Here is a 13,055-nt window from a genome sequence, read left to right as displayed (position 1 = left end):
TTCCGTCGGATACGACTTCCCCCAGTCTCACGGAGCGGCCGTCAGCCCGAAAGCCGATCTTGCGCCTGCCTGCACGTGGCCGAACCCCTAGCCCGAGCCGCCGACAGTCTGCACAACGCTACGTGCGGGCTCTACCCCGACGCCCGCCTCCAATCGGGCTCCCCTACCGCCTGCAAGCGAGGATCAGGAGACGACCTCCTGGCGCTCGCGCGTCTTCCGCAAGCTGACAAGCCCCTGGGCTCGTACGACGTAGCCAATGCTTTCGAGGGTGTAGCCGATGGTGGTTCGCACGGGCCTCAACCGAGAGAGAGGAACCGGGCCGCGGCGGCTTCGAGTTCAGGGCGGATCACCTGCTGGCATTCGAGCGGTGCGCACACCTCAAAGGGGAGGTTGCGAATCTCGCCGGACAGGAGCACCTGCAGGTACTCGGGTCTCCCCGCTTCCTCACGGCCCAAAAGGATTTCGACGGTGAGTCGAGTGCCGTCCGTGAGCCGCCGCGATCCGCTCTGTGGTTCGCCGTCGACCAGCACGAACTCCTTCTCGTACCGGCCTTCGGGCGGCGAGGCCAGCAGCCACTGGGCGAACGCGACTGCCCGTGGTGCGCCACCGCTCAGTGTGGTGCGTCCGATGAAGTACGCGTCGAAGTACCAGGCACCGACGGGACCTTCGCCGACCGCCAACCACTGGTCATCAACGGTCATGCCAGGGAAATGACTGCCGCGCCAGCCGAACCGGAACCCCGTCCGATCGTGATTGCCGGACATCGTCACGCCCTCTCCTCCCCGCCCCGATCTGCCGGTTGCCAGTCCGCCCGAGGCACGCCCTCTGTCAACCAGGACAGTCCGGCCGGCTCAGCACATCGCGACGGTAACTGATCACTGCGCCATACCGGCTCCAAGCCCCCGTGGCAGGCCCGTGGGATGCTGCGGCTGTGAATGGTGACGTGATGGCTGCACAGACGCCGGTGGTCCGGCTGACCGACCCGTACGAGGCGCTCGCAGCCCTTGAAGAAGCGGTGCCCGGGCTGGCTGAGCTTCGTAGGGCCGAGCCGGCACGCGTCGACTGGGCGGCAGCCGAGGCACGCCTGGGGGCCTTGTTGCCGGGGGACTTCAAACTGCTCGCAGAGGTGTATCCGGATCTGCACTTCGGCGACTACATGTCCCTTCACACCCCGTGGCCGGGTGAAGAAGAAGCGTGGGCCGGGGCGGCCGCCGAGGAAGAGGAGGACGTGGCGGACCTGATCGATCTCGCGGACCTCGGTGCCGTGCTGGCTGCATACCCGGCCCCCGGGGGCCTGCTGACCTGGGGCAGCTCGAACCAGGGCGACACCTTCCTGTGGACCACTGAGGGCACCGGCCCCGAGGCGTGGAAGGTCACTGTCGCCTCCCGCAGCGGCGATTGGTGGCACTACAACGCCGGAGCGGTCCAGTTCACAGCAGACCTGATCTCCGGAGCCCTTGAACCCTGGGGGCTTCCCCGTGTGCGCCCCGAGGTCGTGGCCCTCGGCGGCGAAGCCCAGACCGGTGAACGCGCACCGCAGGTGGACGGCGGATGAGGCCTCGAACGCCGACAGCCAGCACCCAGAGCAGGAGGGGAAAAGCGGCGACCCGTTCCATCCCTCCCATGCCGAGACCGAGGTAGTGGTGGGAGAGGAACAGTCCGAAGGCGGTGACCGCTGTGGCTCCCAGCAGGCTGGTGCCCCGCCGCAGAGGCGCCGGTACGTGTTCTGCCAGGCCGACCCCCGCCAGAACGAGACCGATGTTGCCCGCTGCCATGATGAGGAGGGCACCCAGGACATGCTGGTTCTCGTTGACGTCCGCGGGAGCCAGACCGGCCAGTACGAATCCCACGCCGGCGCCGGCGAGCAGCAGGCGGGCGATGGCAGCGGCCCGGCCCCCGCGCCACAGGAAACCACCGGTCAGGACGGAGCCGAGAACGAGCAGCACCCCCAGAGCGACGAATGAAACATTCATCAGGCCATGCTCGGGAGAGCAGATGTACCGAGGCTCAGGCTCTGACTGCAGGGCGCAGTGCGCGTTGCCCAGGTCGCTGATGTTGTTCCGCGCCCAGCTGTACGGTCTGGCCCAAGCCGACTCGGCGATCCCGTGGACGGCGAAGAACTGCACCACGCCCACGATCCATGCCGAGTACCCGATCCGGATTCTCACCTGTCCACCTTCCGTCACACGGAATCCCGTGCGGACAGTCGATCATGCGGTGCGGGACCGGGACACTCCGACGAGCCCCCTGACAGGAGGTGGGGCAGGCCCTACCGCGGCGGAGCCACAGCCGTTGCTGCCCAGCAGTACCTCATCGCCGCCTTCACGGAGGAGAAAGGCATCGGCAGCCGGCACGTAGCTTTCGTGCTCATCTTCAGCGCATGCGACACGGTCCTGAGCATCAACGGGGCTCAGTAACTGCCCCCGGCCTCCCGTGACACGCCTGTGACCGGAATTGTGGCTTCCGACACGGCATGGGCAGTGTGCCCCTGATGAAGTGACCTGATGCGCAAAGTCACCTCACTTTGTCCGGCCCTCGCCGCACTCCTGCTGCTCACGGCATGCGGGTCCGAGCGGGCGGGTACCCCTGCCACACCCTCCCTCGCCTCCGGTTCGGCTGTAACCGCCCCGCCCACGGACGGAGTCCGGATCACGTCAGTGACCGTCCCCTCCTCTACGCCCACCTCCAGTCCCGATGGGTTCTCCGTCCACGCTGACCCCCTTCCTGCCGCTCATTCCGGGATCTCGGCTGCCTACACCGTCACCAACACCACGACGAAAGCGCTGACCTACACAGTGCTGTTCGACTTCACCACCGACGCCGGTGAGGTGATGGACAACAGACGCGAAACCGTCCGCTCGGTCGGCCCCGGTGCGACCGTGCACGGCACGGTCCGACTGGGGGCGCCAGGCCCAGGGGCCTCCCGGGTGACCCGCGTCAAAATCTCCCGCGTCACCAAGGTGCCGGCCTCCGAGGCGCCGCCCGCGTCGGGCGAATGCCCACCCTCCGGAATCCGCCTCACCACGGATGACGGTGACGCCGCGATGGGGCTGCGTGTGGTGGGCATCCACCTGGAGAACTGCGGGAAGCAGGACTACTCGGTCGACGGCTACCCGCTCCTGGAACTACTGGACAAGGATCTGTCGCCCGTCCAAGGCATCAGCATCGTCCAGGGAAGCGGAGGCATCAGCACCGGCACCGGCTTCGACGAGCCCGCCCGCCCGCTGGTACTGAAGCCCGGCGAAAGCGCCCTTTCGGGCCTGATGTGGCGCAACACCACGGAGTCCGGCCCCACCGCCAACATCCCCTACGTCAGAGTGCAGGCCAAGCAGGGCGCTGATCCGGTGACCGTAACCCCCCAGCTCGATCTCGGCACCACCGGCAAGCTGGCCGTCCGCCCCTGGACGCGCCCGTCCAAGTAGGAAGCACATCCAGACTGCCGAGGCCCTGGTCATAGCTGGTCGGCCGCTCTTGTGATCAGAGGTCGGCCGTCCAGATCCCGACAGGGTGCTCACTTGGCGGCAGCCACAACAGGGGCTGCGACTCCCGATGCTTTTCCTCAGCCTGCTCTTCCCAGTGAAGGCGGCCATCCACGTCCGGCCACGCGACTTGCAGCACGGGAAAAGGGGGCCGTCGGTAGAATCTGATCGCCTGCCCGAAGAAGGTCCGGTACCAGCGGAGATGGACCTGTCTGAGCGCGACGTGGCCGCCGTCGACAACGTCAGAGAGTCTCTGACCATCAATCAGTACGGTGCCTGCAGCGCTCTTCTCTCCGATCCTGTTGAGAATGCGGTGCATAACGTGGACATCGAGCCCGAACATGGCGAGTTCGGATACGCCGTGCGTGTGTGAGAGGCCGATCGTGTAGGCGAAACCAGGACCGATCTCGTCCTCGGGAACCATGACGACGTGCCAACCGTGCCGCTGCACGTTCTCGGTGATCGTCAGATCAACCCGGTCTGCTTCGTCTCGGTCGCCGTAGTCATGGCAGAGGATGCAGTGGCACTGGAACGGACCATCAGTCATGTGCGGAGGCTATGGGGTGAGGTTTGGGTCGCACAATCGACACTCGTCGGCACCGTTGCGATCGTAGGAATTCGTCGCGATCCGTGATTGCTCCCCAAGATCCGTGCCAGCCCCGAGTTGCGAGAGCGGGGGTGCTTTCTTCCGGAAGAAACGGTGTCGCGCAGGTTCGAGAGCCACGCCATCGCGCCGGCGGCCTGCGGGGTCGCCGTACTTCACGGCCGGGCAGGCGAACCGCTTTCGGGCGTACGGGGCGCGCCCGGCGTCTCGACGTCTCCGAGGCTCAGGGGCGACCGGCCGCCGACGTCGGAGTCTCACCCGCCTGCCCGCCACGGGGGGTGGACAGGAGCTCGCGTCCCCGTTCCGGGGTCAGCAGCGGCCCGAGCAGGGGGTCGGCCAGCCAGCCCAGCGGCGCCAGGTGATCCGCTCCCAGCGGCTCCCACCGGGGCAGGGCCTCCAGCAGCGTCCGCCACGCCGCGTCGACCTCCCGCCGCCGCGCCAGCTCCCGCGCCCGCTCGACCGCCTCCCCGAACGCCCCGTCCGCCGTGTGCCGGTACGTGCCGGCGCGCACCTGTGCCAGGGTGGCGTTGGCCGCCTTCGCCGAGTCCCCGTCGGCGCCTCGCGGAGGGAAGTCCCAGGAGTGCGCCGCGTGGTCGGCGGCCAACACCGGCAGCAGCTCGGGCGCGTACCGGGGGTCCGTCGCCAGGCTCTCGAAATACACCATGTGCGTCTCCCCGAGCAGGCGCCGAATCTGGTCGCCCAGTCCGGCGGCACGTGGCCTGCCGTACCCCTTCGCCTCGTCCAGTGCCGCCAGGGCCCGTTCCCACCCGCCGGACAGTGCCTCCCGCCGCGCCTCGTCCACCAGCGCGTCCAGCGCCCGCGTCGTGTCGTTGACGAATTCCGGCTCCCCGGCATCCGGATACGCCCGCAGACTGTGGAACTCCCGGTGCATGTCCCGCATGAACTCGGCGAAGTTCGCGTACCGTCTGGGCGGTGCGGCCCGCCAGCCCGCCCACGTGTACACGGCCCAGTCACCGTCCTCGCCCACGTCCTCGGGGTCCATGAGGACGTACGTCGCATCGGACTCCACGTCGAGCTGCAGCCCGCGCCGCCAGATGTCCGCCTCCCGCCGCTGCTCGGGCCCGGAGTCCTCGTCGAGGTACTCCTCGAACATGTCCGCGAGCCCGGACGCGTCGTCGTGCCAGTGAGCGTCCGCGGTTCCCGCCAGCAGTGTCACGAACCCGCCCGCATGCTGCCATCCGTCGCTGACCTCCAGGAACTCCCTGTACGACGGCGGCATCCGCCGACCCAGGCGCCGCTCCATGGCCGCGATCCGCTCCTCGCCCGCCGGAGCTCCCCCCAGCCACCGCGCCCGCCGGGCCGCCACGTCGTCCTCGCCCAGCACTTCGCCATCCGCCGGGCAATCCGCCCACTCCCCGCTCCACTTGAGCAGGAAGGTCCGCCAGTCCCATGCAGTGATCCGAGGCATACCCCGATGCTGCCAGCGCCCACTGACAGCGCTCCGGCACTCAGAGCGCGCACCGGAGCACCGGCGCCCACGTCCGCCGACCGGTGCCCAATAGGCGTACGCCCAGCGAATCCGGGGCGGAGACGCGGGCCGGTCGGTCTCCAGCCGCTGAGGCCAGAGGAGAGCATCGTCCCGCCAGGTCTCGGCGGCCGCTCGGTCGAGGTCGATGATGTGGTCCATGGAGTGACTTTCGCTCGGCGGAGCTCCACCACGAGGTACCGGCTGTGTTCCAACGACGGACAGCACGGGTGAGAGGCCGTTGCCATACCGATCATGGAGTCTGTCGAGCGAACGGGAGTCTCAATCGGGTGATCGCGGGCACGGCCCGGCATGAGAGCAGGGCCTGGCGGTATACGGGGGAAAATCCAGGGGAGCGGACGGCCGCGCACTGCTACGGTCGGGCGCTATGAGCTGGCTCCCCGATGACTTCGTCCATCCCGTTCTGGTACCGCTGCCGGGCAGTGGTCATCACCTGCGGCCGATCCGGGAGGCGGACACCCCGCTCGACTATCCGGCCGTGATGGGTTCGCGCGAGCGGCTGTGGACCATCTTCGGCCCAGCCTGGGGCTGGCCCGCGGCCACCATGACCTACGAGGCCGACCAGGCCGACCTGTTGCGGCACGAGAAGGAGATCGCCGCACACCAGTCCTTCAACTACGCGCTGTTGGACGTGGCGGAGACAGCTCTCCTCGGCTGTGTCTACATCGACCCACCGGAGAGGGCCGGCGCGGACGGCGAGATCTCCTGGTGGGTGGTGGACGAGCTGGTGGACAGCAAGGTCGAGCAGGCCCTCGACGAGCTGGTGCCGCAGTGGATCGCCGCCGACTGGCCCTTCGAGCAGCCGCGCTTCCTCGGCCGAGAGATCTCCTGGTCGGACTGGCTCGCCCTGCCGGAGCATCCGAACGCGTGAGCTCGAACGGCCGTCTCGATCGGGAGCTCGTCGGGTGCGAGGAGGGCCGCCTGAACAGCTCGCCGGTGTCGAATCACCGAGCATCAGGAGGCCCTCGTGTCGCAGTCTTGCGTGCCGATGGCCACGCCGGCTGCCTGTCCGCCTCCCGCGGCTCGGCGGCGGCCCCGGGGGCTGGCGTCAGCGGCGCTGTCCGGAGCCAGAACCGTATCGACCCGCTGCCGGGCGATCACCCGCTCCTGCCGTTCCTCCTCGGCAGCGGCCGACTCGGCCTGGATACGGTCGGCCTCCTCACGCAGGTCATCGACCCGACGCCGAGCAGCAAGCTCGTGCTGTTCCAGTAGTCCCACGACTGTGGGCATTCGAGACCGCCGGGGAACGACGACCTGACAGGCCACTGCTCCCACGGGTCTGCCGCACCTGTCCGCAACCAGCGGAAACACGCCCATCACACCCGGAGAGACGGCAGCTTCTGAGGCACACACGCTCCAGGCCGCAAGATCAGCGTCAGGACCCACTCCGGTGTCTCCCGACACCAGGGTGCGGTGTTTGACGTTGGAAGCGTCTGCTTTGATCTATGCCATGACGCAATGGTCCCGGCTCACCCATGCCTACGGCGCTGCCGAAGACGTGCCCGGCCTCCTCAGGGCAGCTGGGCCCGACCCGGAGAATCAGGCGTGGGCTCCTGGCCGCTTCCATCGTCGTCTTCGGCAGTGCGTACTGCGCGGAGTGCGACGCCCTCTTCCGCGTCGATCACGCCATCGTGGCCCGCTGGAGCAGCTGACCTGCGGGGGCGCCACTGGCCAAGCCCTCTGCCTCACTGACATGTACTCCGCGTCCTTGCGCCACGAGTGGCACGGCCGCTCTACCGCTCGGCGGTGCCGCCCTCAGCGTCGATCTCGTAGATCCGCTCTCGAAGCCGTTCATCGGCCCAGTCCAGACCGACGCCCAGGTCAAACCAGTGCCGATCCTTGCGGGTTCGGGGAGGTAACAAGTTCACCGCCGCCCAGGAGAACACCCCCAGGAGGGTGTTGCGCCCGTACTGCGTTGTGCGGACGGACAATGCGAACGGTGCGGCGAGTGCCGCGCGGGTGACCAACATGATCTGTTCGTCATCAGAACGTAGACGCCCAGCGGTGAGGAAGCGGGGTGTTTCGAGGATCTTGACCCACTCGCGGTCGCGGGATCGTCGCCGAGCCAGCCAAGCCAGTGATCAGGATCGGTGAGATGGCTGAAGTCGTCCTGGGGTACCCCGTGACGGGGATTCTTCTGGTACTCACCGGTCAGTTTTCTGCTGCTGTCCACCAACCACGCGCCGCGGATGGCTTCGGGAGGTACGTAGCCGTTCGGGTCGTCGATGTACGCCGGGTCGATCTCTGCGACGCTGCCACCGGGATTCTCGGCAGCCGCAGCCAGGAGCTCCGGCTCGTTCGGTATGCCCTTGCGCCGGCCTCGGAAGCCAAAACGCCCCACGTTCCCACCCCTCACCGCTGCCCGCACCCGATACCGGGATTGTGCCGGACCGGTCAGGACCGTACGAGGCGGGGGAGTGAGAGTGGCCGGGAAGTCCGCCGCGATGTGCAGGCGCTGCAGAAACGATGCGGCTTTGCGCGCCCCTCGTTTGCGGCGAGGCTTGTTCTCGGGGCCGTGCGCGCGGAGTCCGAGGGCGCGCCGGAATGCCCCGTCAAGCATTCTTGGAGGATCGCATGACTACATCCAGAGTGCCGCCCGGTGAGACGCCTCCGGCAGAAGGCTCGACCGCGTCCGCTCACCGCGAGCGCGCGGACGGAGGCCTCTGGGAGCACCCGGGCGTGTTCGTCTTCCTGATCCTGGCGGGCGCGCTGATGGTCGCCGGCTTCTTCATCGCCCGGATCTGGGGCCTGTAGGGCCACCTGGACGCGGCCGGGCCTCGGCCGGAGAAGGGTGCGGCCGTGGCGGGCGGCTCAGGGGCTGCCGGTGAACTGGAGTATGGCGATGCCCGCCAGGACGGCGACGCTGGCGGCGATGCGTCGGTGGCCGAGGCGTTCGCGGAACACGACCGCGCCGATCAGGGCGCCGAAGACGATGCTGGTCTCCCGAAGGGCGGCGATGGTGGAGAGGTCCCCGCGGGACTGAGCCCAGACCACGAGCCCGTACGCGAGGAGTGAGAGCAGCCCGCCGGCCAGCCCGCGGCCGTACAGCGGGCGCAGCGCGGTGAGCAGGGCGGGGCCCCGACGGGCCCATGCGATGAGGGGCAGGACGAGCCCCTGGCAGAGGAAGAGCCAGGCGATGTAGCCGATGACGCTGCCCGCGGCGCGGACGCCGGTGCCGTCGACCAGGGTGTACGAGGCGATCATCACGCCCGTGCCGAGCGCGGCGGCCAGCGCGGGCAGGTGGGCGCGGCCGGGAAGGCCGTCGGCGACGGCGAGGCCGACCAGGCCGCAGGCGATCACCCCGATGCCGAGGGCCTGGCCGACGGGCAGGGCGTGGCCGAGGAGGGTGGTGGAGACCAGGGCCACCACGACGGGTGAGGTGCCCCGGGCGGTCGGGTACATCTGGCCGAAGTCGCCGAGCTGGTAGGCGCGCAGCAGCAGGAGCTGGTACGCGACCTGCAGTGCGGCGGAGGCGGCGATGTACGGCCAGGCCGCCGCGTCGGGCACCGGGGCGAGGCACACGAGGACGGCTCCGCATCCGGCGGAGGCGAGGCTGATGAGCGTGAAGCCGGCCAGCTTGTCACGCAGGCCGTGGGTGAGGCCGTTCCAGACGGCGTGCAGCAGCGCGGAGGCGAGGACGACGACGGGGACGGCAGCGGCGCCGCTCACGGACGGCAGGGCTGTGGGCACGTGGGCTCCCCACGACGGATGGTGGAATGGGATTCCTTGGTAGGAGACGCACATGGAAATTCATTCCGTGAAGGGCGGGCTCGCCGCCCACATCCGGGCCCACCTGTCGGAGCTTCGTGACACCGAGGCACGTGTCGCACAGGTGGTCCTGGACAAGGGCGCGGAGCTGGTGCACCTCAGCGTCAGCGACGTCGCGACGCTGGCCGGCACCGCGCCGTCCTCCGTCGTCCGGGCCTGCCAGCGGCTGGGGTTCCGCGGGTACCAGGAGCTGAAGATCGCCGCGGCCCGGCAGGCGCCGGCCCCCGAACCCTCCCGGGACCAGGACCCGGCCGCCCGCGCCCTGACCGACACGGTCCGCGCCGCCCGAGAGGCACTCGACGGGGTGGCGGCAACCGTGAGCCCGGACCAGCTGCGCGCGGCCGCCCGAATGGTCGACGCGGCCGACCGGGTCCTGGTGGTCGGCGCGGGACTGTCCGGCGCGGTCGCACTGGACACCGCGTACCGGCTGCGCGCACTCGGCTGCGCGGTCGATGCCCCGGCCGACCCGCTGACCGCGCAGCTCGCCGCCGCGCAGCTGACCCCCGCTGACGTGTGCCTGGCCATCAGCCATACGGGAGCCACACGCAGCACGGTGGACGCCGCCCGGCGCGCGCGGCAAGCCGGGACCCCGGTCGTCGCACTCACCAGCTATGCCTGCTCGCCCCTGACCGAGTCCAGCACCTGCACACTGGTCGCGGGCGGCCAGGACCTGGTCTTCGGACTCGAAACCGTCGCCAGCCGACTGGCCCACCTCACGGTGGTCGATGCCCTTGCCCTCACCTTGCTGGGGCTGCGCGGGGAAACGGCCGAAGCCGCACTCAGGCTGGCCGCCGACGTCACGGTCGACCACTCCTACTGACGGCGGCCCGCACCGGCTCCCACGTGATCGTGCCCCGCCCTCGGCGAAGGGCAGACCGTCAGGCGCTGTTCCAGGGGACGTCCGGGGTGAGCATCTCGTGGATGCAGCGGCGCAGTCCGTTCCCGTAGTCGACCGGGGGGATCCATGGCACCTGCTGGAACAGCTCGCCGAGCCGGTCGGTGCGGGGGTCGGTGAGGAGGGTGCGGAGTTCGTCGGGAACGGGGCCGTCGACCAGGCACAGCCAGGCGAGGGCGGCGCCGACGCGGGTCTCCGGCGGTTGGGCGGCGTCCGACCACAGGGCCCGGGCCCACGCGGGAGCCTGTTCGTCCTCGGGAGCCTGTCCGTCCTCGGCAGCCCGTTCGTCCTCGTCCTGCTCGTCCTGTTCGTCCTGTTCGACCCGGTCTTCGCGGGCCAGTTGGGCGATCGCCAGGATCAGGCTCACCCGGACCGCCGGATCATCCTCCACGGCCAGCCTGCTGTGCAGGGCGGAGGAGATGCGCGGTGTCCCGCCGGTCGCCGTCGCCAGGACGAAGGCGGTGGCGGAGCGGACCTCGGGATCGGGGTCGGGGAGAAACGGGAACAGGAGGTGCAGGTCGGCGCTGATGGCGGTGCGAGCGGCCTGGATCGTCCAGTCCACCGGGCAGAGCGTGGTGCCCTCCGCATCATCCGGGTCCTCGGCGACCTGGAGGAGGCCTTCGCGGCTGCCGTCCCCGAAGTGCTGGCACCGTGCGATCTCGGCGACCAGACGAAGGGTTGACGCGCGGAGCGCGGGCGACCCGGTGGCAGCGATCCGGAGCAGGAACGGGACCGCCAGTGCCGCCACCGCGATCGTGCTGCCCTGGTGGTGGAGGCCCTCCCACAGCGTCCCCAGGGCCCGGCGGGCGGCTTCCGCGTCCCCGGAGGCGAGCTTCGCGAGGAGACCGGGGACCTCCTCGCCCGGGCCGTAGAAGTGCGGGTACCGCTGCCAAGGGACCTGGTCGTACCGGAAACCGTCCCTGACCTCTCGTGGGATCGCGCTCACGACCGTCCGCATGTCGTCATCCGTGCCCACCCACGGCTCCGGCCACCGATCCCAGCGGTCATCGTCCATGGCTCGGCCTTCCGCTCCACTGCCACCCTCCGAACCCCGGAGTCTAACGACCGATGATCAAGAGCACGGCACCCGTCAGGTGAAGGGAACCCTGTCCGGGCGGCACGCCGTGCCGGAGGGCGGGAGCGTCCCGTCGACGAAGTAGCGGCTCTCGTGCGCGCTGATGCAGCTGCTGCCGTTGTTGAACAGCGCGGTGTGCCCGTACCCGTCGTTCGTGAGCAGGCGGGCGTCCGCCAGCTCACGGGCCATGGCCTGCGCGCCCGTGTAGGGCGTGGAGGGGTCGTACCGGGTCCCGATCACCAGGACGGGACGGGCGGTGGGCCTGTTCCACGGCCCGTCGTAACCGGCTGCGGACCGGGCCGGCCAGGTGGCACAGCCCTCCGCCGCCCATGTCCAGAAGCGTCCCGCGTCCCCGGCCCGCCGGGCGCTGTCCTCCTCCAGACCGTGGTACGCGGCGGGGTCGCGCGGGTTGGGGCTGTCGGAGCACCACACGGCCGCCGCCTGTTCGTCCCCCAGGTACGGGTTCGGCCGGTCCACCGGGGGCGGCGGCGGGAACGCCTGCGGCTCGGGGGCACGGCCCTGCGACAGCGCCTGGAGCCTGCCCGCGAGAGCCGTCCAGCCGGGGTCGACGATGTAGAGGCCGGTCACCGTGTCGGCGACCGTCCTGGCGTACGTCCACGGGCCGATCGGACGCTCCCGCAGCCGCTGCATCAGCCGGTCGAACTTCTCGCGGGTGGCCTCGGGGCTGCCCGCCGAGAACGCGCAGCGGGCCACGGGCGCCGATCCGCACAGCGTGAGGAACCGGTCCAGGGTGGCCGCGGCGGTGCGGTCCGAGCCCATGCGCAGGAAGGTCGTGCTACGCGGCTCTCCCCGCGCGGAGCCGTCGGTCCAGGCCCCGGGGGCGATGTTGCTGTCGAGGACCATGGCACGGACCGTGCCGGGGAAGAGATTGGCGTAGGTGGCGCCGAGGATCGTGCCGTACGAGACACCGAGGTAGTTCAGCTGCGGGTCGCCCACCGACCGGCGGAGCAGGTCGAGGTCCCGGGCGGTGTCGGCGGTCGACACGTGGCGCAGCAGGTCCGGGTCGCGCTTCTCGCAGCGCCGGCCGAGGTCCTCGTAGGCGTCGATCCACGCCTTGCGCTCCTGCGCGCCCACCGGGAAGCCGGCGGGTGGGCGGGCGGCCCAGGCCTTGGCCTCATCGGCGGTGGCGAAGCAGTTCACGGCCGTGCTGTTGCCGATCCCGCGCGGGTCCCAGCTGACGATGTCGAACCGTTCCCGCAGTGCCTTCGGGAAGGCGTCATAGTTCTGAGGCACCTGTACGGTCCCGGGGCCCCCGGGACCGCCGGGGTTCACGAACAGGGTGCCGATGCGCCGGCCGGGATCGGTTGCCTGCCGGCGGACGACCGCCAGGTCGATGGTGCGGCCCGCGGGGGCGGCGTGGTCGAGCGGCACCTTCGCCGTGGCGCAGTCCCACGGGCTGCCCGGTGTGCAGGCAGTCCAGTCCAGTCGCGGCACGGTCACCGAAGGCGACGGCGAGGAGGGCGTCGGTGACGGGGGCGCGCCGTGTGCGGCGGCGTGACCGGCTCCGGGCCCGGTGAGCAGCGCCGAGCAGACCAGCGCAGCGGAGAGGACCGCAGCGCGGAGCCGGCGGCCGGCCACGGGACCTGGTACGGACATGATCCGCCCTCCTCCGTCACGGCGAGGGCGCGGTCCGGCGGTCGATGTCGATGCCGCCGCATCGGTACACACGCCTATGCCACCACGAAACCGCGGTTCGCCGGCGCCCG

The 13,055-nt window shown here is 70.1% G+C and carries 12 protein-coding genes and 2 pseudogenes; 6 read left to right on the top strand and 8 right to left on the bottom strand.

Annotated elements, in window-relative coordinates; all coding sequences use genetic code 11:
- Positions 1-296: 296 nt before the first annotated feature.
- A complete protein-coding gene (locus SLAV_RS02330) occupies positions 297-770 on the bottom strand; it encodes a hypothetical protein (protein WP_030226497.1) in 474 nt (157 codons plus the stop codon).
- Between the two features lie 161 nt (positions 771-931).
- Here SLAV_RS02330 and SLAV_RS41725 point away from each other — a divergent pair, with 161 nt between their 5' ends.
- Positions 932-1,555: an SMI1/KNR4 family protein gene (locus SLAV_RS41725; protein WP_234333428.1), complete on the top strand. Its 624-nt coding sequence runs from the start codon at positions 932-934 to the stop codon at positions 1,553-1,555.
- Positions 1,556-1,622: 67 nt separating this feature from the next.
- Here SLAV_RS41725 and SLAV_RS43575 read toward each other — a convergent pair.
- Positions 1,623-2,126: pseudogene (locus SLAV_RS43575) on the bottom strand (DUF998 domain-containing protein); the annotation flags it as partial.
- 531 nt (positions 2,127-2,657) lie between these two features.
- Here SLAV_RS43575 and SLAV_RS02320 point away from each other — a divergent pair.
- Positions 2,658-3,422, top strand: a complete 765-nt coding sequence (locus tag SLAV_RS02320) for a DUF4232 domain-containing protein (RefSeq protein WP_335341782.1) — start codon at positions 2,658-2,660, stop codon at positions 3,420-3,422.
- Positions 3,423-3,477: 55 nt separating this feature from the next.
- On the opposite strand, the gene SLAV_RS02315 is transcribed toward SLAV_RS02320, so the two are convergent.
- Positions 3,478-4,026, bottom strand: coding sequence for a DUF4262 domain-containing protein (locus tag SLAV_RS02315; protein WP_030226506.1), 549 nt, complete (start codon positions 4,024-4,026; stop codon positions 3,478-3,480).
- Between the two features lie 295 nt (positions 4,027-4,321).
- A pseudogene (locus tag SLAV_RS02310) lies at positions 4,322-5,512 on the bottom strand (SMI1/KNR4 family protein); the annotation flags it as partial.
- Positions 5,513-5,957: 445 nt separating this feature from the next.
- Here SLAV_RS02310 and SLAV_RS02305 point away from each other — a divergent pair.
- Positions 5,958-6,461, top strand: coding sequence for a GNAT family N-acetyltransferase (locus tag SLAV_RS02305; RefSeq protein ID WP_030226510.1), 504 nt, complete (start codon positions 5,958-5,960; stop codon positions 6,459-6,461).
- Positions 6,458-6,802 (top strand): hypothetical protein, encoded by a 345-nt coding sequence (locus SLAV_RS41455; RefSeq protein WP_167456772.1) that lies wholly within the window; start codon positions 6,458-6,460, stop codon positions 6,800-6,802. Before SLAV_RS02305 ends, SLAV_RS41455 begins: the two co-directional genes overlap by 4 nt.
- 521 nt (positions 6,803-7,323) lie before the next feature.
- On the opposite strand, the gene SLAV_RS42140 is transcribed toward SLAV_RS41455, so the two are convergent.
- Positions 7,324-7,560 (bottom strand): hypothetical protein, encoded by a 237-nt coding sequence (locus SLAV_RS42140; protein WP_234333430.1) that lies wholly within the window; start codon positions 7,558-7,560, stop codon positions 7,324-7,326.
- A gap of 604 nt (positions 7,561-8,164) precedes the next feature.
- Here SLAV_RS42140 and SLAV_RS02290 point away from each other — a divergent pair.
- Positions 8,165-8,344 carry a DUF6480 family protein gene (locus tag SLAV_RS02290; RefSeq protein WP_030226512.1) on the top strand — a complete coding sequence of 60 codons (180 nt, stop codon included), beginning with the start codon at positions 8,165-8,167 and terminating at the stop codon, positions 8,342-8,344.
- A 57-nt stretch (positions 8,345-8,401) separates the two neighbouring features.
- Here the strand turns inward: SLAV_RS02290 and SLAV_RS02285 are convergent, their stop codons facing one another.
- Positions 8,402-9,280: an EamA family transporter gene (locus SLAV_RS02285; RefSeq protein WP_234333432.1), complete on the bottom strand. Its 879-nt coding sequence runs from the start codon at positions 9,278-9,280 to the stop codon at positions 8,402-8,404.
- Between the two features lie 52 nt (positions 9,281-9,332).
- Between SLAV_RS02285 and SLAV_RS02280 the strand changes: the two genes are divergently transcribed.
- Positions 9,333-10,178, top strand: coding sequence for a MurR/RpiR family transcriptional regulator (locus SLAV_RS02280; protein ID WP_030226514.1), 846 nt, complete (start codon positions 9,333-9,335; stop codon positions 10,176-10,178).
- Between the two features lie 58 nt (positions 10,179-10,236).
- Here SLAV_RS02280 and SLAV_RS42135 read toward each other — a convergent pair whose 3' ends face one another.
- Positions 10,237-11,211 carry a hypothetical protein gene (locus SLAV_RS42135; RefSeq protein WP_234333434.1) on the bottom strand — a complete coding sequence of 325 codons (975 nt, stop codon included), beginning with the start codon at positions 11,209-11,211 and terminating at the stop codon, positions 10,237-10,239.
- Positions 11,212-11,343: 132 nt separating this feature from the next.
- A complete protein-coding gene (locus SLAV_RS02270) occupies positions 11,344-12,945 on the bottom strand; it encodes an alpha/beta hydrolase (RefSeq protein ID WP_030226515.1) in 1,602 nt (533 codons plus the stop codon).
- Between the last annotated feature and the right edge of the window lie 110 nt (positions 12,946-13,055).

The organism is Streptomyces lavendulae subsp. lavendulae (assembly GCF_002803845.1).
Lineage (GTDB): Bacteria > Actinomycetota > Actinomycetes > Streptomycetales > Streptomycetaceae > Streptomyces > Streptomyces lavendulae.
The sequence above is the reverse complement of the archived record's forward strand: the minus strand, read 5'-3'. Positions and strand labels throughout refer to the sequence as shown.